We start from the raw sequence: 26,022 nt of genomic DNA, 5'->3' as shown, positions 1-26,022 counted from the left end.
TTTCGTTTTTTATGTATTAAAGATAATTGCGATCGCCACCTTAATATATAAGCCTGTGCTAAACTGATGTCAAAATTTGAGAAAACAATCGCCATGTCTATTCAACCAAGAGAATACGACGCCGTGCTTGGCTCTAACAATACAGCAGCATTTACAGATGCTGTTTTAGGCGGAATAGAAGGAGTCAAGCGCCGACTTGCCACTGGAGACATTGAATCTAGAATCATTGCTCTTTCTCAAGCATTAAATTATGGAGAAGCGGGTTTAGATTTAGTTATTCAAGCGCTTCAAGATCGATCCAAACAAATCCAATGGTCTGCTTATGGATTACTTGCTCGAAAAACAGAAACCAAAGTAGAACAAGCACTCCAATCTTTTTCATTAATTTCTGAGGCGGGAATAGATTACAGCTCGTTACAATATTTACTGGCAAGTCAAGAATGGGAAAAAGCAGACGAACAAACTCGCAAGCTGGTGCTGCAAGCTGCTAATCGATCGGACAACTGGTTGAGAAAAGAAGACATTCAATCTTTAGGTTGTGAAGATTTATTTATTATCGATCGACTTTGGACAATATACAGTCAGGGTCGTTTTGGCTTTAGCGTACAAAAACGCATTTGGGAAAGTTTGGGTTCGGAAAAACCGGATGGAGCCAGAGGCCAAGAATTTAGCGATCGCGTAGGATGGCACAAGCAAAAAACTGAAACCGATAGCTACTACGATATTCTCAAACTATATACAATCAAAAGACGCGAGGATATTCCTTGCGGCTTGAATGCTCCTGAAGGAAATTTACCCAGTATTTGTGAATTTGGTGGAGGTGAGCTCTTGTCATGGTATGAATCCCCCGATACTGAATCTACTATGGGTTTTTACGGGGGTGGTGGCTATAGAAATAAATGGTCAAATGACTCGTTTTTTGGGAAAGACATGGTTGTTTGTTTTCTCAAACGCATCCAAGCTTGTCCGGAAATTCCTTAAGCCATAACTAATTAGTTTACTGGAGGCAGAGCCTCCTGACATTTATTTCCAGGCAGAGCCTGGGAACGAGTCCAACGAGTGCACGAGTCCCATACTCTCGTTACCAGACTCTGCCTGGTAACGTAGATCCAGAGGCTCTGCCTCGCGGCTTCTAAAAGAATTTGCTAATCAGAATTTTGAGGTTTTTCCATGCCAAATACCATAGAGTTTTGTCATGCCATTCCGGTTATGCCAGCGCTAGATCTTTCAAAAGCAATCGCTTTTTATGAACAGCAACTGGGATTTATTAAAAAATTTGTGTACGACGATTATGTCGGCATTTCACGCGGCAGTGTTGAAGTTCATTTATGGCTGTGCAATGACCCTCAGATTCCGGAAAATACCAGTTGTCGCATCAATGTGAAGAATATCGAAGAACTTTATGAAGAGTATTGGCGAGCTAATGTGATTCACCCAAATGGTAAGCTCGTCGTCAAACCTTGGGGGTTGAAAGAATTTGTGATACTCGACTTAAACAGAAACGCAATTCATTTCGCCGAAACTGTATTATAGCTTCCCTTTCAGGCAATTTCACACTTCAGTCTTCTAACTCGGCTTTTATACTAAATCCGGGTTAGTTATCCCCTTTATCATTCGGCGATATGCCTACCCCACAAGAATTGTTGGGGATGTCTATCCGACATCTTTTCTGCTAGTCCGCGAAAGCGGACTTTCTTTGCGTAGTAGTGATTTCAATCGCCGATTCTGCTTTTCTTATTGGTAATTAACTGGGCACTATCTCAACGCAAATTGTCAGATGCTTTCGCCGCAGGTTGGTCTAAATAATTGTAAACAATCCGCGAAATTCGACGCACAAACTCTCTTACAATCGGGTCATTGTAAGGACGCTTGACAAAGATTGCCGCTAAATAACGCTTGCCGTTGGGCATATCAATAATTCCCGCATCGCCAACTACAAAGCCGATATCTCCGGTTTTGTCAGCAATAACTGCGCCGGGGCCTAAACCGGAAGGCAAAAGCGTTCTAGTTGTTGTGTGCCGCAGTAATTCTAAAGCTTGTTCCCGACTCGATTCAGAGACTAATTTATCGCGAGACAGCATCGCCAGCAACTTTACCATATCCACAGAACTGGTTGTATTTGTTCCTTGAAAATCGCCGAGCCAATTGCGAATTCTGGTATCAGTTAATCCCCAACTGCGAAAACGCTCGTTGAGTTTAGCAATTCCCCCCAAACGTTCAATAATCATGTTGGTGGCTGTATTGTCGCTGATGGTAATCATTTTATCTACGGTTTCTCTGATGCTAAACCGAGTGCCATTTGGGCTGTCTTGCATAGTTCCAGAACCGCTGGCAACCAAGTCTGACTTCATAACTAATGTTTCGTCTAGGCTAACTTTGCCTGCGTCTACATCTTGATAAAAAGCAATCAGAATTGGTAACTTGATGGTACTCGCGGCCGGAAATACTCGATCGCCCTTGATATCCAAATAGTTTCCTGTATCTAAATCCAAAAAAAACATTCCGGCGCTGAGGGATCTATACTGTTCGATCGCACTTTCGATTTGAGGCTTGATGGCGGTCATTTCCAAGCCTGTTGACATCCCCAAATCAGTCGAATAGTTTCTCTGATTTCCCGGCGAAACAGTGGGCGTAATTTGACCTGCTGCTTGTTCTATGCGGGTAATAGCTGTGGGTATAAAAGACTCGCTGCCGGCTATTTGCTCGGGATTTGGCAACTGAAACGACCAGCGAGTGGCAGATTCTCTAATGACTCGGACTTTTTGCGGGTCTAACTTATAGCCGGGAGTTAATTGTATCACTAACCTGGTAGTTTCGGTGTCAAATTGCCCGACTCTAATTTGTTGAATAGCTGAGTTGTAGCTTTGAGGAGTTTCGGGATATTCCAAGACTATTCCCGGCAAATCAATTACTAAGCGGGTGGGGTTTGCGATTAGTTTGACTTCCGGCTGAACTCCTGAATCTGTTGTTAAATTGAGTTGGTTTTCGCGGGCATCGAAGTGCCAAGATGTTAGTGTATCAGCTTTTGCGGGCAGGGCGATCGAGAACAGACTAAGGGCGGCCGGCAACAGCCATCGCAGTTTTAGAGTCATGTTTGAAGAGAAAGAGTTTAACGGCTGCAACGAGAAAGCGGCTGGAAAAACGTTATCAACCGCTTTCGAGACGAAGCACCTAGCATCATACAGTCAACTCTTGCCCGCAGCCGTATTTTTTTTATTTGCTTTGAGAGTATTACGTTGCCGGGACTCATATCAAATCCCCTTTTTCTTCCTGTCTCGCGCAGGCGGACGAAAGTTTGTACAGCCGTGGATTTTGTTGGCAGAATTCTTGTTTTGTATGCACAAATTTTCTTCACCTGAGATGAATTCAAGTTAGGCGACTTCCCGATTTCTAGCATCTTCGAGCGAGTCGATCGCGGCTTTGAGAAAAACTTTTCCTTTAGCAACAAATCGGCGATCGCTCAAAGGATCGTAAGCTTCCCAATTACCGCTAACTTCGCGGTCGCGCCACAAAAACCAGCAGCGGTAGATTTCCCCGCTATCTATATCATCGCACAAAGCCAGCCAATCATCCCCCGTGAGAGCGCTGGCATCTAATGCTACCAATTCCACCCACGCAAGTGCAGTGCAGGCATCGATCGCCTCAGCATCAACCGAGTCAGATTTTGTAGCTATAGGTTGCGACGAACACAATGTAGACTTCATAATTTCTCCTTAATTAAATTAAATCAATCAATCAATCAATGAATTTGCCTATTTATGGATCTGACCCGGTACGCCAAGTGGAAAAACTGTGTTTTGATAAATTTCTGGTTGGTCAAATTTACCAGCGGCTGATGCTTCTGTTAAATTGTTAAGTGTATTAATTGTGAAAATGGCGGCGGTTCCCAAAGCGGCCATTGCCAGTCTGTGTAAGATTTTGCTCATTTGGCTGCTCCTTTTTTGCTTGGTGTATCTACTCTAAAAAGTTAAGTGGTGATTAGCGGCGGAGATTGGGGAGTTAAGAAAAACTTTTTATTCTAAAATATATTCAACTGTTGAAGCCGTTATCAGGACAGAGTTTGAGGAGTCGATCGCCCAAAAAACCTCCCCAAGTAAAATTCCTTAAATTCCGGCTGGCTGACGATCTTCCTTAAAATTGCCCAAAATAGGAACTTAAGGCGTTAAAATTTTTAGATTCGTTCCCCTTTCACTGCAAGCGAAGTGCTCAAGTCAAAACGCGATCGCGGTCGCATTCTCACTGCCTCTGGCTTAAAGAAACTTAACGAGGCGCTCCAAGAATGGTCTGACCGAAATAACATTAGAGGTACTCTGACTGAAATCGAGGCTGAGTCTGGCGTCGGTGCCGATACAGTCAGCAAAATTAAGCAGGGTAGAGAAGGTGCGGATTTGAGTAAAATTCGACAGTTGTTCGCGGCTTTTGAAATGACTCTGGCTGCTAGCGACCACCGATCGGCTAAACTTGAGGAAGCGGAAAATTTAAACGAGCTGGACAATTTGCCGCCAGCCGGGGAAACAGCCAGCAGCAGCAGAATTGTTAAAGTATTTGTCAGTTATCGCAGCGCCGAACCGGATCGCGAGTTGGGAAAACAGTTAGAAACGGCTTTAAGCGCGATCGGTCATACAGTTTTCACAGCCGAAAATAACATTAGATTGGGAGATAATTGGTTCGATCGCATTAATTTCTTCCTCCAAGAATGCGATTATTTGCTGATACTTTTGCCGCCAACGGGAAATCAAAGCGAACTACTAACATATCAAGTTCAGCAAGCAAAAGAACTGCAAGACTCCCGGCCTGACAGAAAACCAATAATTCTCCCGATTCGCGTCGGTTTTCCCCTGAACGCGCCTCTAAACCACGACTTGCGGGGCTATCTGTACCGCATCAAACAGAGGGAATGGAAAACCAGCGCCGACACTCCAATTATTATCGAAGAAGTTCTGAATTTGCTAGCAGAAACTCCCGCACCAGTCATAGAAGAAACGGAAGATTTAGCACAAAAACAGCTATTAGAAATTAGCAGCGACGAAATACCTCTACCCGCCGCCGAACCCGAATTGCCGGGAGGACAAGTCGATGTCGCTTCTCAATTTTATGTAGAACGCCCGCCCATCGAAGAACGCTGCTATCAAACTATTGTGCAGCCCAGCGCGTTAATTAGAATCAAAGCACCGCGACAAATGGGCAAAACTTCGTTGATGGCAAGAATTTTGCATCACGGAGCCCGTCAAGGCTATTGCACCGTGCCGCTAACTTTTCAGTTAGTAGATAAAGCCGTATTTGCCAACTTAGATAAATTCTTAAAGTGGTTTTGCGCTTACGTCGGCCGCGAGTTGCACTTACCCAATCAATTAGACGATTATTGGGACGACATTTTTGGCAGCAAAGTCAACTGCAAAGATTACTTTGAAAAATACATTTTACCGCAAATCGACAGTCCTTTAATTTTAGGATTAGACGAGATCGATCGCGTTTTTCAATATCCCGACATTGCCGAAGACTTTTTAGGACTGCTGCGGGCGTGGCACGAAGAATCGAAGCGGCGGGACATCTGGAAAAAACTGCGATTAATTGTAGTTCACTCCACCGAAGTTTACATCCCGATGAATATCAATCAATCGCCTTTTAACGTCGGGCTGCCCGTTGATTTGCCCGAATTTAACTCTCAGCAAATACAAGATTTAGCAGCGCGCCACAACTTGAATTGGTCGGAAGCCCAAGTTGAGGAATTGATGGCAATTGTCGGCGGACATCCGTATTTAGTGCGAGTTGCATTGTATCACATTTCGCGATCGGGTTTGACACTCGATGAATTAAAAGAAACTGCGATCGCAGATGCTGGAATTTACAGCGACCATTTGCGGCGGCAGTTGTGGAATTTGGAAGAATATCCAGAGTTGGCGCAGGGAATGAGAGAGATTGCAGCGGCGGATTCTCCGGTGCCGTTAAAGGCGATGCAGGCGTTTAAATTAGACAGTTTGGGGTTGGTGAAGTTGCAGGGGAACGAGTGCGTGCCGAGGTGCGAGTTGTACCGACAATATTTTCGATCGCACTTAAGCGCGATCGTCTAAGTCCGATCGCTCTGCTATCCTATAATTCCAGATATGGTAGGGGCGGGTAAACCTGCCAATAATTGCCTAAAATGAACAATCTCATAAACCCGCCCCTACCAAACGACAAATCACAATCTACCTCTTTTTAGATTAAAACAGCCCATGAACGATATTTTCTTGATAACTTCCGATAATTGGCTAGATTGGATAACCGTGTTTGGTTATCTAGCTTTTACAGCTTTCATTGCATGGCGCGTGTTCACCACAAAGTAGATATATGTTAAAATTCGTCGGTAAAATCATAACTAAATTAACTCCTGCATACTGTTATGTTGCCTGTTGAAAGTGTCGCAGCAATTCCGAACGATCTGATTTGGCGCTTGAGCATCGAGCAGTATCATGCGATAATTCAAGCCGGCATTCTCACCGATGATGACTCTGTAGAATTGCTGGAAGGTTGGCTGGTTTTCAAAATCCCAAAAAATCCACCGCATCGAGCAACAACTCGTCTTGTCAGAACAGCTTTAGAGCATATTTTACCTGCGGGGTGGTATGTTGATTCCCAAGAACCGATAACGCTATCTAACAGCGAACCCGAACCCGATCTAGTGGTTGTCCGAGGGGATACGCGGCAGTATCTCGATCGCCATCCTGGTGCTGAAGATATTGCCCTGATTGTTGAAGTATCCGATACGACGCTTCAGCGCGATCGCACTGTCAAAAAACAGATTTATGCCCGCGCTGGAATTGCGATTTATTGGATTGTGAATCTTGTGGAAGAACAGGTTGAGGTGTACTCTCAACCTCTTGTTGAAGTTGAGCCGTCAGATTACAGTCAAAGGTTGGATTTTGGGCGATCGGCTGTTATACCGATTATTATTGAAGGGAGAGAAATTGGGGCGATCGCTGTGAATTCTCTTTTACCTTGAGATAAATAATAATAATAATATTGTTAAACTGTCGCGCATTTAAATTGTATACTCAGGGCGGCCGGGACGCCCACCCCACACAACTTTGATTTTTTTACAGACAATTTAAATACCGCAACAGCTTATCTGAAATTACCTTCTTCTTCTTTCTTTCTTTCTTTCTTTCTTCGCTTCCTAGCGCTTACGCGGTTCGTTTAACTTTCGCAAAATCGGAATTTGTTCCAACTGTTCCGGCCGTATACTATCCCAGTTTAACCCAATTGGACGCGGATAAGTTGTATTAGTTTCAATTACCTCCTGGGCAGTAACAATCCAATTCAGCGCCCAATCGTGAGCTTGCATTGGTAAACGCAAATCTGCGACTATTTGCAAAGGATGCACTGTTGTTACAATTGGCGTATCGATTTCTACTAACCCGAATTCTTTGAGCATAGCCAATTCCAAATCTGCAAATCCTGCACCTTTCCCGGTTCTTCCACCGTTGGGAGTCACGGCTACGCAGCCGACTATTGCTAAATCAATCGGCTCCATTTCTGCAAAACTTACCAATTTTCCGCAATCGAGTGCTTTGCGGGCGATCCTCTTCGAGGGCTTCGCTAACGCACTTTCAGCAATAGATACATTTTGCCTCTGCAAATCCTCAGCAGTTAACTCAACAAAACAGCGATCGTCTGTCAATCGCGGAACTGCCATATACAGGCGTTTTCCATCTTGCAAAGCTTGCATACGCACCGGATTTTGCGCCGAATCTGGATTGCACTTAATCGTTTTTGCTTGTTGCCATATTGGTAAAGTTGCCAATCTTTCGGCAGCCAACTGGGCACCGACAAAGTTTGGAATATGGCCAAACGGATCGCCAATAGATGCGGCTTGCTGCTTCAGCAAAGACCAAATTTCGGTTCTTAACTTATCTTTTTCGCGGTGATATCCAATCCAATCAGTTTTCATGTTGTATTGTGGTACAATGTATCATACAAAAGTTTCCTTTAATAAGCCTCATTTCTTCAGTCCGCGAAGGCGGACTTTGTTTGTGTAGTAGCGGTTTCAACCGCCGAATGACCGCAATATATTTTTGATATTTTACTTTATCCTATGAATTTTACCACAAAACCCAGTTACTATCAAGTCGGTGGGAGTTTGACAAATAACGCTCCCAATTATGTGAAGCGGCAAGCCGACGACGATTTATATAACGGATTGAAAGCCGGGGAATTTTGCTATGTTTTGAATTCCCGGCAAATGGGCAAATCTAGCTTGCAGGTGCGGACAATTCAGCGGCTGAGAAATGAAGGAATTGCTTGTGCTGCGATCGACATTTCGGAAATTGGCAACCGCGGCGTCACTCCCGAACAGTGGTATGCTGGTTTGCTACGCATTCTCGAAAATAACTTTAACCTGTCGGATCTTGTCAACGTGCGGACTTGGTGGCGCGATCGCAATTTTTTAACCCCGGTTCAAAGATTGAGCGAATTCATCGAAACCGTACTGCTACCCAACATTCCCAGCAATATTGTCATTTTTATTGACGAAATCGACAGCATTCTCGCCCTAGATTTTCCCGCCGACGATTTTTTAGCGCTAATTCGATCGTGCTACAACAAGCGCGCCAACAATTCAGAGTTCGATCGCCTAACTTGGGCCCTTTTAGGCGTAGCATCGCCGACGGATTTGTGCCGCGAGCAAAATGCCAGCAGCAATACCCCTTTTAATATTGGCAAGGCGATCGAATTAACTGGTTTTGACGAAACCGAAGCTCAACCGCTAGCAGCGGGGTTGGCAGAGCTTACAGACAGCCCTAATCAAGTTTTGAGAGAAGTATTGTATTGGACGGGCGGGCAGCCTTTTTTGACTCAAAAGCTGTGCAAACTATTGTTGGAAAATGCCGAATTAATCCCGAATTTACCCCCCCCAGCCCCCCCTTGGCAAGGGGGGGAGAAAGATAAAATTAACTCTTCTAAAGAGTGGGTTGAGAAGGTAGTGCGCTTGAAAATCGTGGAGAATTGGGAAACTCAAGATGTGCCCGAACATTTGTCCACAATTCGCGATCGGCTTTTCAAAGAAAACCAGCGCATTGTCAGGAGACTGGGATTGTATCAGCAAATTTTAGCACAAACTGAAAGTGTCCCCGATGGCAGTGCGGAACAAATGGAATTGCGATTGAGCGGATTAATCGTTAAGCGCGCGGAAAAATTAACAATTTCTAATCCTATTTATGAAGCTGTATTTAACCAAGAATTAATTGCAGAAAAGTTAGAAAAACTCTCGCCTTACTCGGAAGCTATCAAACTATGGCTAAATTCTAGCTGTGAAGATGATTCCCAACTGTTGCGAGGGGATGATTTGCAGTCAGCATTAGTTTGGGCGGCAGGAAAAAGTTTGAGAAACGAAGATTTTCAGTTTTTGACGGCTAGCCAGAAAGTTATTTTGAGCGACCAAAATCAACTGCTGCGTTCAGCTACACTCGAAACCAAAAAAGCTGTCTGCGATGCCGAAAAAGCTTTGAGTGAAGCTGACTCTGCGAAACAAAAAGCCAAACAGTGGATCGGCATCGGTTCTGCCGTACTGGCAGCATCGTTACTGGCGGCGATCGGCTTTTCAACTCTCGCTTACCAGCGGTTTAAACTGGCACAAGCAAGTATTGAAATCGAACAAAATGGCAGCGATGCTTTACTGTTGGCGGTATCTCAAAAGACTGAAAACAGCGAAGCTTTATCAGAAGCTTTGCTGAGGGCGATCGCCTCCGGAAAAAAATTAAAAACCTTGGTACGAAACCAACATAACCTAGAACAATATCCCGCAACTAGACCGCTGTTAGCTTTACAAATAATCCTTGATAAAATTAGCGAAACACATGAGATAAAAGCGTCCCTCATTCCGCAGATAAAGATAAATTGGCAAGGTCATAAAGGTGCAGTTACCAGCATCAATTTTAGCCCAACTAGGCAGATTTTAGCAACCGCAGGAATAGACGATCGAGTTCGGATTTGGAACTTGTCCGGGCAAAAAATTGCTGAATGGAAAGCTTTGCAGCAGTCAGTTAATATGGTAAACTTTAGCCCGAACGGTAAATTTTTAGCGACGGCCGGAAGGGACAGCACAGTTAAAATATGGAATTTATCAGGTAAAAATATTTCTACTTTGAAAGGAATTCAAGGCTCAGTTACCAGCATCAGTTTTAGTCCCGAAGGACAGTTGTTGGCGGCCGCAGGAATAGACAGCAATGCTGCAATTTGGAAATTGGCAAAACTGCCCAAATCAATATCATCTAGCGTGAAACTCCCCGGTCACAACGGCTTAGTGAGAAGCGTAAATTTTAGCCCAAACGGCGATTTTATAACAACGTTAGATGGCAACTCTAGAGTGCGAATTTGGGATTTGTCGGGCAAGCTGGAAAAAACACTGCCTGTTCAGGCAATTGGGCTCAGTTTCACTCCGGCTCAACACCAGTATCGCTTTGCTACAGTAACATTGAATGGCAAAGTTGGGCTGTGGAATCTGTCAGAAAAAGAATTAGTTAAGGAATTTCAAACATTGCATTTAGATGCGAAATCAATTAGTTTTAGTCCCGACGGAGAACGGCTTGCTACAGTGGGAATTGACAAGACAGTGCGGCTGTGGAATTTAGCGGGTCGGCAGGTTGCTCAATTTGAGTTCGATGAGAATGTTGTTAGTGTCAGTTGGAGTCGAGACGGAAAGCAAATTGCTATCGCTGGAAGCAACGGCACTGTCTGGTTGAGGCAGGTTGAAGGTTTAGAAGAATTGCTGAAGCAAAGCTGCAATTTTTTCACCACTCAACCCAAGTATTTTACCAGAGTTTCAAATATCTGCAAGTAGGGACAAAGGCTTTTGCCCAAAGCGTGTCAACTTAAGCTGTCAGCCCGCCAAGTCCGTTAGCCATCCATCAAGTCCGCCAGGGGTTGAAACCCCTGTCTAATAGCGAAAGTCCTCTCAAAGAGGACTGAAGAGAAGAATCTCCACTCATTAGTCCTCTCGATCGAGGACTTTAGCTTTGAGGCAGGGGTTGAAACCCCTGCCGGACTATTGGTTGTACCTTAAGTTGACACCTATGGGCAATGCCATGTCTCTACTAATGACTATCAATTTACTTTAACAGGCGAAACACTTACATTAGGATTTGTAACTCTTTTTAAGAGTTCTTGTCGGGCTTGTTCGGGATTTTGGCCTTTGGGTACTTGATATAATAATCTACAGGAACCGTCTTGAGGATTAGCTGCACAAATAATTAGTTGACCGCTGGTAGATGCACCTGCTGTGACAATATTCTCCCAGCTTCCTTGCGGTTGCGAGTTATTGAGAATTCCTGAGACTCTGGTGCACCGAGTAATCGCATCTTCTCCTGATTCATTGAAATAGTTATCAGCTAGCCACAAAATAACGGGAATATTTTTGCCTTGTTGGACTGCAATTGTAGCTGGGCGGCCGCCAGCAGCGCCGCAGAAGAAAGAAGGTGTTTGGGCCAAGGCTGGACTGTTTGCTAAAATCGGAGCCGCAAGAGCAATAATTGACGCGCTAAAAGCAGACTTTAAGATCCGAAATTTCATGAGCAGTAATAAGCTTTTTCATTTAAGGTTACTAATAGTCTAAAAAGTTAAAGTGTTTGTTGCCGGGAAGATTAGGCATTTAGAGAAAAAAATAAAATTTATTCGGCAAATTTTTGCGATCGCACACACTGGCCTCATCTGGGCCAAAACTCCGGGAAAAAAGCTCGCTGACAAACACGAAAGGCAGAAAATAGATGCAGCCCCAGGAGGCCCAGGCGCGAAGGTATAGGGTAAAGGAGTGGTTTTTCACCGTTTTTTGCTGAGCCTCGCTGTCCCTGATGCCGTCCCACCTAAAGTGGAACCTGTGTTAACATCGAAAAAAATATTCTCTTTAATAATCAACAATGGCCAATGTTCTGGTGCTGAACGCCTCCTACGAACCCCTTAACATCACCAATTGGCGAAGGGCGGTAGTTTTGTTGCTGAAAGGAAAAGCAGAACAGGTAGAACACAACGGGAAATTTATTGCGCCAAACTTCCCGCTACCAACTGTGATCCGACTGCGGCATTACGTCCGAGTTCCCTATAAGGATATTCCGCTAACCCGCCGGAACATCTTGCACCGGGATGCACACTCTTGTCAATACTGTAGTTATACGGGGGACGATTTAACCCTCGATCATGTCATTCCCCGATCGCGCGGAGGAGGCGACTGTTGGGAAAACCTCGTCACCGCCTGCGTGCGCTGCAATGTCAATAAAGGCAGCCGCACGCCGAAAGAAGCGGGAATGCCGCTGCGCTATCCGCCTCGGAAACCTCACAGCGGTCTTTATTTTGAAGTCACTAAACACGTTAAGAGCGGTATGCACAAAGAATGGCAAAAATATGTAATCGGCCTTTAAAACCCCTGTCAGCGCAAGCGCGGGGGTTTTTTGCGGGAGTTGTGAGTCCTGAGATTGCTTCGTCCCTGGCAACACGCACTCTCTGCATGAATTAAAAAAGTAAAGAGAGAATTTACGATCTTAAATCAGGTTTCTTGTAAAAAGTACGGGCTTTGACAAAAAGGCATCTACAAAGAAACCGGGTTTAAGATCGAATGCCGTGCAAATCCTGAAATAGTTAAATTGTTAATTTTCAACGATGAAAGACCATCCCCCTAACAATTCCGATGAAACATCCGACAACCGCGAAGGTGAACTTGAGCCCGGCAGCGAGGTTGTACCCGCAGTGAGTGCGCCGGGGAAACGGCGCAGCAAAGCTGAAGTTGCTTCCGAAGAGAATCGCGGCCGTCTCCGCGAGGAATTGCACGATCGCAAAGTCGAGCAATTGCGCCAAATGTTCGATCGGCACAAAGGCACTCGCCAATTAATATTGCTGCAAGATTTTCCAGATCCCGACGCACTTTCCAGCGCTTGGACTTACAAATTAATCGCCGAACAATACGATATCCTCTGCGAGATTATCTACGCCGGCGCCCTCAGCCACCAAGAAAACATTGCCTTAGTTAAATTGACAGGGTTGCCGTTGCAGCGGTGGACGCTGGAAACAGTAAAAACTAAGGATTTGTCGGTGTTTCAGGGCTGCGCTTTCATCGACAACCAAGGGACGACTTGTAACTTAACCGAGTATATTTTAGCGGCCGGAGTTCCGATCGCCGCCGTCATCGACCACCACAATTTACAGGGGGAAATCAAGGCAGAATTTACCGATTTGCGCCCCCAAATCCGCGCTACAGCCACGATTTTTGCCGAGTATTTACAGGCCGGACTCCTAACTCTCGACGCCAGCGTCAGCCTGCACGTCAAGTGTGCTACAGCTTTGATGCACGGTTTGCGATCGGATACGAACGCCCTCAGACAAGCTCAGGAGGAGGACTTTTTAGCTGCGGCTTATTTGAGCAGGTTTTACGACCCGCAGTTGCTGAATGCCGTGTTGCAGTCGTCTCGTTCTAAGTGGGTGATGGACGCGATCGAGCGATCGCTCAAACACCGCACCGTCCAGAACAATTTTTCGATCGCCGGCATCGGCTACCTCCGCTATGACGATCGGGATTCTATTCCCCAAGCGGCGGACTTTTTAGTAACAGAGGAGAACGTACATACAGCAGTTGTCTACGCAATTGTTCACGACAAGGACGAAGAAATTGAAGTAGTAATTGGCTCGCTGCGAACTAATAAACTTACTCTCGACCCCGACGAATTTATTAAAGAAGCCTTCGGTCAAGATGCTCAAGGACGCTTTTTTGGTGGCGGCAGAAGTCAAGCAGGAGGTTTTGAAATTCCGGTGGGATTTCTTTCTGGCGGGAATGAGAATAGCGATTATGCAAGGCTGAAATGGGAAGTATTCGATGAGCATATCAAGCAAAAGTTGCTGCATTTAATTAGTCCTAAAGACAATCCTGTTTACGATCATTAACTTTGGACTTTCTACGTGCGGCCTTGATTCCAGCAACAGCCTGGGAATGCCGCTGGGTTAGACCTCGGGTTGCTACCAGGTTTTGCCGTGTTTTTTTCTCATTCCGGGCTAACTCTCAACTTGGCAACCAGTCCTTCCCGCACTTCAACTCTCATCAACCCGGTTTTTTAACTCTTATATTATTTCCGGTTACACTCATACATGATGTTGACAGTTGACAGTTGACAGTTGACGGTTAACTGTTCGCGGCGTCAACCGTCAACCGTCAACCGTGAACTTGAATTTACTATTCCGATGCTAACGGATTTGATATTATTGAGGGTTGGAACTCCCGCCCAGTCCACCTCTCCCATGAACAGGCTTTCCGGGCTGTGAAGCGAGAATTAAATTTTCTTATGGAGAGTAGGGGTTGGGCAGGAGAACCCGCGCATAAAAAGCTTATTGAAAATGGTGCAAGATGTCAGTTTGAACGAAGTAAGGGGTTTGAAAAATCAGGTTTATTCCTCCAGGACTAACAGTAATAAATTTTCTCCCCCTTGCTCAAAACTACACACCACAGAAACCGGGTATTTTCACTATTGTCAAGGGATGCAATGCAGTATATTCGTAAAAAAGCAAGGTATTGGGAAAAATTTCATTAACTAGAGCTAACTAAAGTTTACAAAATAATTGTTGAATTATAATACTTTTACAGGGTATTTTTGTTGTATTTCTTTATAAATTCGTTAAAGCAATCATAATTTGTTATAGTTGGTGCAGGAGGTGGGCGATAACGGGAGCATCTCATATTTGTAAAAACACTGATTCTGGCTCCTGACTTCTGACTTCTGACTCTTTTCTCCTGGCTTCTGACTCCTGACTCCTAACTCCTATTTCTAGCTGAGGGCTGCTTTCATTGAGATGCTCCCGGCGGTAACAATCACCAAAAAAACGCTTAAAAAGAAGAAAAAGAGATGCAGAAATACCTAAATTATTGGCTAAACGACCTAAAATCCGTAATTATATCACTTAAAAAAAGTCGTAACTTGGACTAAATATTGGGTTTTATTCCTAAGCTAAGCCAGGGCTGGACACGCTCAAAAATAAAATATTTTATTTTTTTGTGGCTGATTAGAATAGTAGAAAATAGCTCACCAAAAAAAGGAACATGGAGATGTCTACAAAACAGACTTTCTCTTGCTCGTTAGAGAAAATCCTAGAAAAAATTTCAGAAATTGCACTTCAAATCAACGAGTTCGTGGAGCTGGAGACAATTTTGCAATGTGCGCTAGAAGAAACCAGAGTGCTGCTGCAAACAGATCGCGTGATTATTTATCGCTTCCTACCAAAGGGAAATGGCGTAGTATTTGCTGAATCTGTTGGCGATCGGTGGCTGCCAATCCAGGGACAACTGATTCATGACCCTTGCTTTGAAGCAAACTGGGTAGAGCGTTACAGCCAGGGACAAACGAGTGCCATTTCTGATATTCACGCTGGCGATCTTCAAGCTTGTGATGTCGAATTGCTCGATCGCATCCAAGTTCAGGCAAATTTAGTGGCGCCAATCTTGCTAGATGGCCAACAGCAGCAATCTCCCAAGCTTTGGGGACTGTTGATTGCTCATCAATGCCGAAGTCCGCGTCAGTGGGAACCTCTCGACCTTGAGATCCTGCAACAGGTTGCAATGCACATCGGGTTGAGGATGCAGCACTTGGAATCTCACCGCCCGGTGCTGGGGCCAAATCAACCGCCGGAACTCGAAACAGAACCGAATCAAACTGCGAGCAATACAGAAAGCGCGCCAAGAGTCGATCGTCAAAATTGTCTGCAACCAGAGTTTGCCTGTTCCCTGAGCGGCGATATTGTCCACCTCAAAGCCTTTGACTTGTTGCAAAATCCGATCTGGATATTTGATCCCACATTCCGCACCCTCAACTGGCACACACGCAGTTGGGGTGCCCCGTCCGAGTCGATCAGTCGGCTCTAGATGAGTAGAAATACTCTCGCCTGCCGTGTCAGGTGATCGAGCAAGCGATCGATTCAGTTGGAAAATGTACGAGCGTGTAAATTAACAACAAAAACCAATTATCCCCCGTGCGACGCGGAGGATAAAAATAGTCTAAACTCAAGTAGCAAACAATTCGCTCGATCGAATGAAACCCGTGCATCAAGCAACTGAACTCGCCGTCTCTAACCTCGACCATCTTGGTTTAATAGCAGGTCTAGTTGATGAAATAGAAATTGTCCAAAAAATCAATGAGTTAGTAGGGGAACAACCGGGTGAGATTGTCAGTCCAGGTCTAGCAGTCAAAGCAATGATTATCAATGGGTTAGGGCTTGTTTCCGCTCCATTATACTTATTTCCTAAATTTTTTGAAGGCAAAGCGCTCGAACATTTAATGGGTGAAGGTATTCAAGCATCACACCTGAATGAATACCGTTTAGGTAGAGTATTAGACAAGCTATATTTAGCAGGCAGCAGCCAAATATTTACAACTATTGCCGCTTCAGCAGCTCAAAAATTTGAGCTCGATACAGAGACATCCCATTTAGATTCAACTTCCTTTCACCTGCATGGCAAATACGAATCCGAGCTACCATCTGTATCTGTTATCGAGCCAGAAACGGCGCTAGATAGCGAAGATAGCGAAGATAGCGAGTCAACTAAACCCGTGTCATCTGCCGTGCCAATTAAGATTACCTACGGCTACTCCCGCGATCGCAGACCCGACTTAAAACAATTCATTTTAGATTTAATTTGTAGTAGCGATGGAGATGTACCGCTATTTTTACGGGTGGGTTCGGGAAATGAATCAGATCGAGCCATATTCGCATCAATTTGTCAGGAGTTTAAACAACAGTTAAACCTTGACAGTTTAATGGTTGCAGATAGTGCATTATATTCAGCTCCTAACTTAGAAATGTTAACCAATTTAAGATGGTTAACCCGCGTACCGTTGAGTATCAAGCAAGCGCAGCAACTGGTATCTCAGTTAAATGAAGCAGAATTTACCCCCAGTTCTGTGAGTGGATATAGCTGGTCAGAACACAAAAGTAATTATGGTGGAATTGAACAAAGATGGCTAGTAGTAGAGAGCAGTTTGCGACGCGATTCAGACCGACAAAAACTCGAAAAAAAACTCAAAAAAGCCCAGGCTGAAGCTGAGAATAAACTGCAAGAACTCTCAAAAATTGAATTTGCTTGTGCCGCCGACGCTGCCGCCGCAGCTCATCGCTTATCCAAACAACTAAAATTTTACAATATCACCCAAGTTAGTAGCAAAGAAATTACAGTAAAGACTAATACTAACGATCCAAATGCTCGCGAGAAATCCAGCTCGAAACAGAGATTTAAAGTTCAAGCAAAACTGGAACCAGATACAGGTGCGATCGCCAAAGAAACCAAAGCCTGTGGCAGGTTTATTCTCGCCACTAATGTGCTGGAAACTCAGCAATTAGAGCCTGACGATATGATTGTGAAATACAAAGAACAGCAGTCAGCAGAAAGAGGGTTTGGGTTCTTGAAAGATCCGCTGTTTTTTACGGACAGTATATTTCTCAAGTCGCCGGAAAGAATCGAAGCTTTGGCATTGGTAATGGGTTTGTGTTTGTTAGTCTATACTTTAGGTCAAAGGTTACTGCGTCACAGTTTGCAACGCACTAATTCCCAATTGAAAAATCAGTTGGGCAAACAAACTAATCGACCGACGCTCCGTTGGATTTGCCAGATATTTCAATCAATTCATCTGGTGAGCCTACAAGGGATTCAACAAATTTCTAATTTAACAGCCGAGCGAATGGCTATATTGAACTTGCTGCCGCTCTCCTGTAAGTCTTATTATTTATTAATCTGAGATCGAGCAGTTTGTTTGATGAGCAAAACTGACAGAAATTTCATAAATATTTGATTCAGTAGTGATGTGTAATTATCAGGCTGCTGGAAATATCTGCTGTCGATTAATAGTTAATTATGACGGATGAAGGTGTTGTTAGATATCGAGAATCTAGGATTTGCCCGAAAGCAGTTAATTTTCAACTTGCCCCAACAGGTCGATGCGATTGTGACCCAACAGGTCGCGGGTATTTTTGATTATTATCTCGGACGAGAGACTCGGACGGAGCACCCCAACTGCGTGTGTGCCAGTTGAGGGTGCGGAATGTGGGTTTGATCTTGAGGATTGGCAAATCCGGTGGGCCAACCAAGCCTCCTTGTACCTGTGGAATGCTTCGACGCAGCAGCAACTCGCGAGCCACAACTTTAGGGATCTGTTGTCAGAGTGTACTCGGATTCGCTTGCAGAGCTATCTGCAGCAGTTTGAGCAAGGCCAAACCTTGTCCGAGCAGTGGACGTTTTACCCGGGCGGTGAGCCTGTTTCTGTCGGCTGTCGGTGCACTGGCATCAGGATTGATAGGGGGCGTTTGGCAATCCTGGTCGAGGGTACGGTCGAAACCGCTCCTCAAATCGAACCGGAAACCCTGCGATCGATCGAGGCAATCCGACACACCACGCTGATGGTTTCGCTGTACACCCTCGAAGGTGTGCCGTTGCTGCAAAACCCGGCGGCATTGCGCTGTTACGGGGATGCGCTGCATCCTGCCTCTGCCACAGGCAATGCTTTTCTGAGCCGCTTTGTTGACTCTCGGGTAGCAGAGCGAGCAATGGCAGTTCTTAAGTCCGGTGAGGTATTTAGCACGGAGGCTCAAGTGATTACTCTGGCGGGAATTCGCTGGCATGGGATGGACGTGCGGTGTACCGACGACCCGGTAACAGGCAACCCGATGTTGATCCTGAACGAAAAAGACATTACCGACCGCCTGCAGACAGAAACAGCCCTGCAAAAGAGTCAAACCCGGTTGTCAGAAGCCCAGCGGGTTGCCCACATCGGTAATTGGGAATGGGACGCAATTACGGGTAAAATTACCTGGTCTCCCGAACTCTTCGAGATTGTGGGACGCGACAGGGCCCTAGGCGAACCTACTTATGAAGAAAACCTGCGGCTTTACCATCCCGAAAGTGCCAAACAGCTACACCTGGTAGTTCAACGAGCACTCACTCACGGGCAGCCTTATCTATTGCGCCTCAGAATCGTGCGCCCGAATGGTTCTATCCGCCATACCGAAGCCAGAGGACAGGTGCAACTCAATGCAGAGGGAAAAGTCATTCGGTTGTTTGGTACATCCCAAGACATTACGGATCTTGTCCAGGCAGAAACAGAACTCAGAGAATTGAGTACAGCTCTTGCTAATGCCGTTGAGGGCATCTCGCGGCTGGATATTTTCGGACGGTACATCAACGTTAATCAAGCCTACGCGAATATAGCAGGTTATCAGCCTGAAGAAATGGTTGGTATGAATTGGCAGAAAACAGTTCATCCCGAAGACTGCGACAGGATGATGGCCGCTTATCAAAAAATGCTAGCCGAGGGCCGAGTCGAGGTTGAGGCCCGGGGTATCCGGAAAGATGGCTCGATCTTTTACAAGCAGGTGGTGATGTTGGCAGCCTACGACTCGCAGGAGCGATCGACCGGACATCACTGCTTTATGAAGGATATCACCGATCGCAAGCAAGCAGAAGCATCATTAAAACAAGATTTCGAGCATTTGAGTAAAGTGATTGCTACCCAACAGGAAATCGCCATCCGCAATCCCAATCTCGATGCAGTCATGGCGGTGATTGCAGAGAGGACTCAAGATTTGACCCGCGCCGATGGAGCGGTGATTGAAATGGTTGAAGGGGATGAATTGATGTATCGGGCTGCCAGCGGTATCGCCAGCGCCTATGTTGGATTGCGGGTCAAAATAGCGGCAAGTTTATCGGGAAAATGTATTACGACCGGCTCCATCCTGCTTTGCCACGATTCAGAAACCGATGCACGGGTGGATCGGGCTGCCTGTCAGCGCATTGGTGTCCGGTCAATGGTGGTTGTTCCCTTGTTTTATCAGGACGATCGGGTTGGCGTCTTAAAAGTGCTTTCAGCTACACCCTCTAGCTTTACAGAGTCAGATATCCAGACTTTACAACTGATGGCTGGGTTTCTGGCTGGTAGCGTGCATCTGGCTTCAGAGTTTGATGCCAAAAACATTCTCCTGAGTCAATTACGGGAAAGTGAGGAACGGTATCGTTCTGTGATTGCGACTATGACAGAAGGCGTCGTACTTCAGCTAGCAGACGGAGAAATTATTGCCTGTAATGCCAGTGCCGAAAGGATTATCGGGCTGACCTCCGAACAAATGATGGGTCGTACATCAGTAGATTTAGACTGGCGAACTGTTCGGGAAGATGGCTCTCCCTTCCCCGGCGAACAGCATCCGGCAACGATCACCCTAAAGACGGAAAAACCGCTATCAAATGTGGTAATGGGCATTCACAAAGCCGATGGAACACTGACTTGGATTTCGATTAATTCGCAACCGCTGTTCCAGATGAATGAGTGTCACCCGTATGCAGTAGTGACGACTTTTGCTGATATTACAGAACGCAAGCAGGCAGAGGAGATACTGACAAATCAGGCTCAGAAAGACAGATTAATGGCGGCGACAGATGGATTAACACAAGTAGCAAACCGTCGCTGCTTTGATGAGCGATTGCAGTCGGAATGGCATCTACTGATGCAGGGTAAACAACAGCTTTCGTTGATTATGTTGGATGTAGATTATTTCAAGCGATATAACGATTGCTACGGACATCAAGCTGGGGATATTTGTTTAGTAAAAGTGGCTTCATCGGCTGCACAAGCGGTTAAACGTTCATCGGATGTGTTTGCGCGTTACGGGGGCGAAGAATTCGCTGCTATCCTACCGAATACGGATGCTGCTGGCGCGATCGCAGTTGCTGAGTCGATGCGTCAGGCAATCCGAGATTTAGCAATCCCTCACGAACAATCTGATGTGAGCGCGATCGTGACCGTTAGCATGGGAATTGCAACTGTGATTCCCTCCTTGGGAACATCACCGGATGAACTCGTTGCCAAAGCCGATCGAGCATTGTATGATGCGAAACGACAAGGGCGCGATCGCTACGCCGAAGAGCGCCAACCAGATGACGGCGGCAGATTTTAATAGAGTTGTAGAATAGGCAAAAGATGTAGATCGCGCCCAACTTCACCCATAAGTTCGCAGGCGTAAGCCGGGGCGTAGCCATCGCACAGCTATCAAAAGGACAGGGACATTGCATTTATATCTGATCCGTCACGGTATCGCGGCCGCACCCGAAGAATACGATACAGACTCAGAACGCCCGCTGACTAAAGAGGGTGCGAGCAAAACCCGGAAAATCGCCCAGCGGCTATACCAACTCGAAATTCAGTTTGACCTGATTCTCACCAGTCCCCTTCTGCGGGCGCAGCAAACCGCCCAAATCCTGCAAACAGTCGGTTTGAGTTCCCAAATAGAAGAATCCGCCACCCTCGCACCTTCAGGAGACATCGGGAAGTGGTTGGATTGGTACAAACAGTGGCAGGAAATAGGTAGTCCCAGCTTGGCCCTGGTGGGCCACCAACCAAACTTAGGCCACTGGGCAGAAACTTTGCTTTGGGCTCGATCGCAAGACGCCCTGATTCTCAAAAAAGCAGGCATCATCGGCTTAATCCTTCCTGAAACAGGCTCCCCAGTGGGCCGCAGCCAAATGTTCTGGCTGACTCCGCCCAAATTTTTGCTGTCGTAGAAACAGCGAACCGCCCCGACATTAACGACGCGCCAGCCCTCTTAAACCCGCATTCTGGGACGGCGAAACCGGGTTTGAGGGGCGACAATACGCAGCGGTGCGATCGGGATCTCTGTTGAAAAACACGGTTTCTGAAGCGCAATTAAATGATTATTTGGAAATTGGGTTTAAAACCCCTTCTTCAGTGGCCGGCTTTAATTTCTTAAATCCATTCCTAAAAATTAGGGAATTGCTGGTATTTGTAGTATACTACAATCGTCAAGGTTAAACTCCTGTGCCATCGTGAAACAGTTAAGACACACTTTTAGGCATAAATTGTTGGACACAGAGCAGCGAATACTCTTAAAACAGCTAGAGAATCAACGCATTCTTTTTACCAGACAAAAATAATTTGGTTCATTTGTTAAGTAGGGTAGGGCATACCCGAACTCTAGGTTCATATCCTAGTACGCTTTTGGAGATAGACCCTCTGGGGTTGCTGTGAGTTGAACTCGTCAATTGGTATGTTGTACGGTTGAAAGGTTTAAGAAGTGCCGAAAGGACATAGCGCTTAAAGGTCAGTCGATGAATTAAGCATCCCCACGCCTTTAGGTCCGGGAGTGTCAATTGTCAAGACTGTGACACTATCTTGGTTTCTGGTAATGTACTTTTATGTAGATTGAACTCACACAAAACGGTATCGCAATGGTCGTCGGCGAATTCAAACCAGGTTTAGAAGGTGTTCCCGCCACCTTGTCCAGCATTAGCTACGTCGATGGACAAAAAGGGTTGCTGGAATATCGCGGGATTAGCATCGAGGAACTGGCACTGAAAAGTTCCTTTGTTGAAACTTCATATTTATTAATCTGGGGGGTACTTCCGACAAAGGAAGAACTAGCAGCTTTCGAGCATGAAATTCGCTATCACCGCCGGATCAAATATCGCATCCGCGACATGATGAAATGCTTTCCCGAAAGAGGACATCCAATGGACGCGCTGCAAGCTTCTGCGGCAGCCTTGGGCTTGTTCTACTCGCGCCGAGCTCTCCCCAACCAGGGATACATTCGAGAAGCTGTCGTGCGGCTGCTAGCGAAAATTCCGACTATGGTGGCGGCGTTCCAGCAAATGCGGCGGGGAAATGACCCGGTGCGGCCTAGGGATGACTTGAACTACTCGGCTAACTTTCTGTATATGCTCAACGAGCAAGAACCCGATCCGCTGTTAGCTAGCATTTTTGACACTTGTCTGACTCTCCACGCCGAACATACAATTAATGCCTCTACATTTTCGGCAATGGTAACAGCTTCGACGCTGACAGACCCTTACGGGGTAATTGCTTCGGCAGTTGGCACTTTGGCGGGGCCCCTGCACGGGGGAGCTAATGAAGAAGTGATTGATATGTTGCAGCAAATTGGTTCGGTAGAAAACGTGCGGCCTTTTGTCGAGAAGTGCGTTGAAAACAAGGACAAAATCATGGGGTTCGGCCACCGCGTGTACAAGGTGAAAGATCCGAGAGCAACTATTCTCCAAGGGTTAGCAGAACAGTTATTTGACAACTTCGGCCGCGATGATTATTACGACATTGCTGTCAAGTTAGAAGAAGTGGTTGAGGAAAAACTAGCTCACAAGGGAATTTATGCAAATGTAGATTTCTATTCGGGTTTGGTTTACCGCAAAATGGGAATTCCTACAGACTTGTTTACGCCCGTATTTGCGATCGCCCGCGTTGCCGGCTGGCTGGCCCACTGGAAGGAACAGCTAGAGGCCAACCGCATTTACCGCCCGACTCAAATATATACGGGGACTCACGGTGCTCCTTATATTGCGATCGAGGACAGACTCCCATCCTAAAGCAAAATTATCAACCCAGATCTGTAAATGGCGAGAATAATTGTTTTGCTTTCGTGAAGTGTTGAATTAAAAATTGCTTTCGCCTTCCGAGTCACGAAGCAATTTCTGTCTGCCACAAGCTGCTGTGCTGGGTTACACCCCTCTTGTATTTTGTGCTGTTAGTTGGCGACAATAATAACAAGTGACGATTTTCAGGAACTCCGGTCCTCAGGCTTGTAGGTCTGAGGTTTTTTATTGCCCTAAGTAATATCAAATCCGCGCTTCATCGGAATTATTCATCTCTCTGGAATCTCGCTCTGCGTTCTGGAGCGCCCTCTGCGGTTAAATCTCTTAATTCCAGAGCCTCCGCATCTGCGTTACCAGGAAAAGCCTGGTAACGAGCAGACTAGCTAAATCTAAACAGATTGAGCTACATGATGGCGGCTGGTCAATTTATCCAATTGATTCACCAACAAACTTAGGAACAATCCCACATCGGTAACAACTCCAATAGACTCGATCGAACCCCGATCGCTCAATTTCGTCACCACCGCCGGATTAATGTCCACACAGACCATCTTCACACCCGCCGGCGTCATATTTCCCACACCAATTGAGTGCAGCATAGACGACAGCATTAACACCATATCCGCACCGCGCAGCAGTTCGGTATATTCTTCTTGAGCCTTAACTAAATCCATTTGCGTGTCGGGAAGCGGCCCGTCATCGCGGATCGAACCGGCCAGAGAAAACGGTATATTATGCTTCACGCACTCGTACATCACACCGTTAGTAACCAGCCCTGCTTCAACAGCTTTTGCAATACTCCCGTAACGCCGCACAGCGTTAATTATTTTCAAGTGATGCCGGTGTCCGCCGCGTACAGCTATGCCGCGTTTCATGTCAACCCCTAAAGAGGTTCCCATATTCGATTGTTCCATGTCGTGAACTGCGATCGCATTTCCGCCCAACAGCGCTTGCACGTAACCTTCGCGAATCAAATGCGCTAAATGTTCGCCACCGCCAGTGTGGATGACAACAGGCCCTGCGGTAACTACAACTTTGCCACCGCGATCGCGAATTTGGCGCAATTCCCACGCTACTTGTTCCACCACCAATTCTACGCGGCGTTCGCTAGAAACGCTGCCCGACATAAAGCTGAATTCTTGAGAATTGCGCTGTTCCCGCGATTCTGTTTTGCGGATGGTGCGGATGCCGACCACATCAACAACGACTTTTTCTCCTACTTTTAAGTCGCGCAATAATTTGCACTTAGCCACTGGACCATCAGCAGTTTCAGTAATAGCAACTGCTCCATCCATCCGCTGATTTTGCGCTTTCACCCACTGACCATTTACCCGCACTTCCGTGGGATAAATTGTACTCACATAAAAGTCGTCCGGGCCGACACCATCTTGCACTACCGGTTCTAAAATAGCGTCGCAAATCTCTTGAGGCGGGGGCACTGCACCCAAGTCAATCAGCATTCCCATGATTTCTTCCATCACATCGTGGGAAGGAGCCGAAACTTTAACATCTGCAGATGATGTGCTTTGCCGCTGCTCTCCTAAATTGAAATTGAGCACTTGGAAACTGCCGCCGTTTTCGATAATTAAGTCTAAAGCGCGGCTGATTAAACCGGCATCGAGCAAGTGACCTTCCATGCGAATTGTGCGGCTTTCTACCATCACATTTGCCGATCGATCTTCTTGCACCGGTTCCGTTACCCGCAGCGTCAAACACTTACAGGCGCCGCCCGCTTTCAGAAATTCGCTCATCGGCGTTTCAATGACTTGAAAACCGGCCTGAGTAATGCGCGTTTTCAAGGCTTCGCTAACCTTGTTCATTACCACAATTTTGTCAATATTGACCGCATTGCAGGCAAAATTTGCGGCATCGGCTTCTTCAATGGCAATGCGTTTTTCCGGTGCAACTCGCATTTCAATTAAGCGGTTGGAGTAGGAGTCAAATGCGGCTGGATAGTAGAGCAAATAGCCGCCTGTCAGAGGGCAAAAACAGGTGTCTAGGTGATAGAAACGTTCGTCAACTAAACGCAGCGAAAGCACTTCTATGTTGAGCCATTTTGCTAGTAACGGGTGCGAGTCGAGTTCGGAACGGAAGCCGTATCCGGCCCACAACCAGCGTCCTTCGCGATCGAGCAAAGCATCGCCAGCGCCCTCAAACGGCAAGTCTTTCGGGAGTTCGTGCACGGTGAAACCTTTGCTTTCAAACCATGCTTTGAAATAGGGTTCTTCGCCTTGGCGTTCTTTGTGATAAAAACGGCTGAGGACGAAGGTATTGCCTAAAAGCAAGCCTGCGTTGGCGGTGAAAACCATATCCGGCCAGCCTTTTTCGGGCGGTACGAGGTCTACTACGGCGTTTTCTTTGAGGACGTGGTAGAGTTTTTCCCACTGTTCGACGGCGCGATCGCGCGATGATTTGTGGACATTTCCCTCCATCCACGGATTAATCACGTAATCCACATCGTAGTGGTCGGGAGCACACATGAGGAAGCGAATTGAGTCAGTCATAATTCAGTTAAAAAGTGGTAGACGCTACAGCAGACGTATGTTGACAGAGTTTGTATAATAGCAACTGTAATATTCACTACTAATTTTAGCAGCCCAACGTCTGGAGCCTCAAAAGGGTAACTCTTTATTATATCATGTTTA

Annotated in this window: 18 protein-coding genes; 12 read left to right on the top strand and 6 right to left on the bottom strand. The window is 46.1% G+C overall.

The window, feature by feature from the left end:
• Positions 1 to 93 precede the first annotated feature (93 nt).
• Both OSC7112_RS34455 and OSC7112_RS11340 read left to right on the top strand, forming a co-directional pair.
• On the top strand, positions 94 to 981 hold the full coding sequence (locus OSC7112_RS34455; RefSeq protein WP_051041506.1) for a GUN4 domain-containing protein: 888 nt from the start codon (positions 94 to 96) through the stop codon (positions 979 to 981).
• Between the two features lie 189 nt (positions 982 to 1,170).
• The gene (locus OSC7112_RS11340; RefSeq protein WP_015176036.1) at positions 1,171 to 1,533 is read left to right on the top strand and encodes a VOC family protein; all 363 of its coding nucleotides are present in this window, start codon (positions 1,171 to 1,173) and stop codon (positions 1,531 to 1,533) included.
• A gap of 227 nt (positions 1,534 to 1,760) precedes the next feature.
• Here OSC7112_RS11340 and OSC7112_RS11335 read toward each other — a convergent pair whose 3' ends face one another.
• The 3 genes from OSC7112_RS11335 to OSC7112_RS39595 form a co-directional block, all read right to left on the bottom strand.
• Positions 1,761 to 3,092, bottom strand: a complete 1,332-nt coding sequence (locus OSC7112_RS11335; protein WP_015176035.1) for a serine hydrolase — start codon at positions 3,090 to 3,092, stop codon at positions 1,761 to 1,763.
• Positions 3,093 to 3,371: 279 nt separating this feature from the next.
• Positions 3,372 to 3,704, bottom strand: coding sequence for a hypothetical protein (locus OSC7112_RS11325; protein WP_015176034.1), 333 nt, complete (start codon positions 3,702 to 3,704; stop codon positions 3,372 to 3,374).
• A 48-nt stretch (positions 3,705 to 3,752) separates the two neighbouring features.
• Entirely contained in the window at positions 3,753 to 3,926 is a 174-nt protein-coding gene (locus tag OSC7112_RS39595; RefSeq protein WP_015176033.1) for a hypothetical protein, read from the bottom strand.
• Between the two features lie 276 nt (positions 3,927 to 4,202).
• Here OSC7112_RS39595 and OSC7112_RS11320 point away from each other — a divergent pair, with 276 nt between their 5' ends.
• Positions 4,203 to 6,071, top strand: a complete 1,869-nt coding sequence (locus tag OSC7112_RS11320) for an AAA-like domain-containing protein (RefSeq protein ID WP_015176032.1) — start codon at positions 4,203 to 4,205, stop codon at positions 6,069 to 6,071.
• Between the two features lie 311 nt (positions 6,072 to 6,382).
• Positions 6,383 to 6,982 (top strand): Uma2 family endonuclease, encoded by a 600-nt coding sequence (locus tag OSC7112_RS11315; protein WP_015176031.1) that lies wholly within the window; start codon positions 6,383 to 6,385, stop codon positions 6,980 to 6,982.
• A gap of 174 nt (positions 6,983 to 7,156) precedes the next feature.
• Here OSC7112_RS11315 and OSC7112_RS11310 read toward each other — a convergent pair whose 3' ends face one another.
• Positions 7,157 to 7,930: a 5-formyltetrahydrofolate cyclo-ligase gene (locus OSC7112_RS11310; RefSeq protein WP_015176030.1), complete on the bottom strand. Its 774-nt coding sequence runs from the start codon at positions 7,928 to 7,930 to the stop codon at positions 7,157 to 7,159.
• 144 nt (positions 7,931 to 8,074) lie between these two features.
• On the opposite strand from OSC7112_RS11310, the gene OSC7112_RS11305 reads away from it, so the two are divergent.
• A complete protein-coding gene (locus tag OSC7112_RS11305) occupies positions 8,075 to 10,816 on the top strand; it encodes an AAA-like domain-containing protein (protein WP_015176029.1) in 2,742 nt (913 codons plus the stop codon).
• A gap of 263 nt (positions 10,817 to 11,079) precedes the next feature.
• Here OSC7112_RS11305 and OSC7112_RS11300 read toward each other — a convergent pair whose 3' ends face one another.
• Entirely contained in the window at positions 11,080 to 11,544 is a 465-nt protein-coding gene (locus OSC7112_RS11300) for a COP23 domain-containing protein (protein ID WP_015176028.1), read from the bottom strand.
• Between the two features lie 344 nt (positions 11,545 to 11,888).
• Here OSC7112_RS11300 and OSC7112_RS11295 point away from each other — a divergent pair, with 344 nt between their 5' ends.
• The 7 genes from OSC7112_RS11295 (at position 11,889) to OSC7112_RS11265 (ending at position 23,371) form a co-directional block, all read left to right on the top strand.
• Positions 11,889 to 12,386 carry an HNH endonuclease gene (locus OSC7112_RS11295; protein WP_015176027.1) on the top strand — a complete coding sequence of 166 codons (498 nt, stop codon included), beginning with the start codon at positions 11,889 to 11,891 and terminating at the stop codon, positions 12,384 to 12,386.
• A 238-nt stretch (positions 12,387 to 12,624) separates the two neighbouring features.
• The gene (locus OSC7112_RS11290) at positions 12,625 to 13,899 is read left to right on the top strand and encodes a DHH family phosphoesterase (RefSeq protein WP_015176026.1); all 1,275 of its coding nucleotides are present in this window, start codon (positions 12,625 to 12,627) and stop codon (positions 13,897 to 13,899) included.
• Between the two features lie 1,153 nt (positions 13,900 to 15,052).
• On the top strand, positions 15,053 to 15,865 hold the full coding sequence (locus OSC7112_RS11285; protein WP_015176025.1) for a GAF domain-containing protein: 813 nt from the start codon (positions 15,053 to 15,055) through the stop codon (positions 15,863 to 15,865).
• Between the two features lie 175 nt (positions 15,866 to 16,040).
• The gene (locus tag OSC7112_RS11280; RefSeq protein WP_150111656.1) at positions 16,041 to 17,732 is read left to right on the top strand and encodes an IS1634 family transposase; all 1,692 of its coding nucleotides are present in this window, start codon (positions 16,041 to 16,043) and stop codon (positions 17,730 to 17,732) included.
• Positions 17,733 to 18,147: 415 nt separating this feature from the next.
• A complete protein-coding gene (locus OSC7112_RS11275; protein ID WP_190274372.1) occupies positions 18,148 to 20,937 on the top strand; it encodes a sensor domain-containing diguanylate cyclase in 2,790 nt (929 codons plus the stop codon).
• Positions 20,938 to 21,046: 109 nt separating this feature from the next.
• Complete coding sequence (gene sixA, locus OSC7112_RS11270) at positions 21,047 to 21,541, top strand: phosphohistidine phosphatase SixA (RefSeq protein WP_015176022.1); 495 nt, start codon at positions 21,047 to 21,049, stop codon at positions 21,539 to 21,541.
• 684 nt (positions 21,542 to 22,225) lie between these two features.
• Positions 22,226 to 23,371, top strand: a complete 1,146-nt coding sequence (locus OSC7112_RS11265; protein ID WP_015176021.1) for a citrate synthase — start codon at positions 22,226 to 22,228, stop codon at positions 23,369 to 23,371.
• 395 nt (positions 23,372 to 23,766) lie between these two features.
• On the opposite strand, the gene argZ is transcribed toward OSC7112_RS11265, so the two are convergent.
• Positions 23,767 to 25,881, bottom strand: a complete 2,115-nt coding sequence (gene argZ / locus OSC7112_RS11260) for a bifunctional arginine dihydrolase/ornithine cyclodeaminase (RefSeq protein WP_015176020.1) — start codon at positions 25,879 to 25,881, stop codon at positions 23,767 to 23,769.
• Positions 25,882 to 26,022 lie beyond the last annotated feature (141 nt).

The organism is Oscillatoria nigro-viridis PCC 7112, assembly GCF_000317475.1.
GTDB classification, from domain to species: Bacteria; Cyanobacteriota; Cyanobacteriia; order Cyanobacteriales; family Microcoleaceae; genus Microcoleus; species Microcoleus nigroviridis.
Note: the sequence above shows the minus strand (reverse complement) of the source record. Positions and strands in the feature narration are given on the sequence as shown.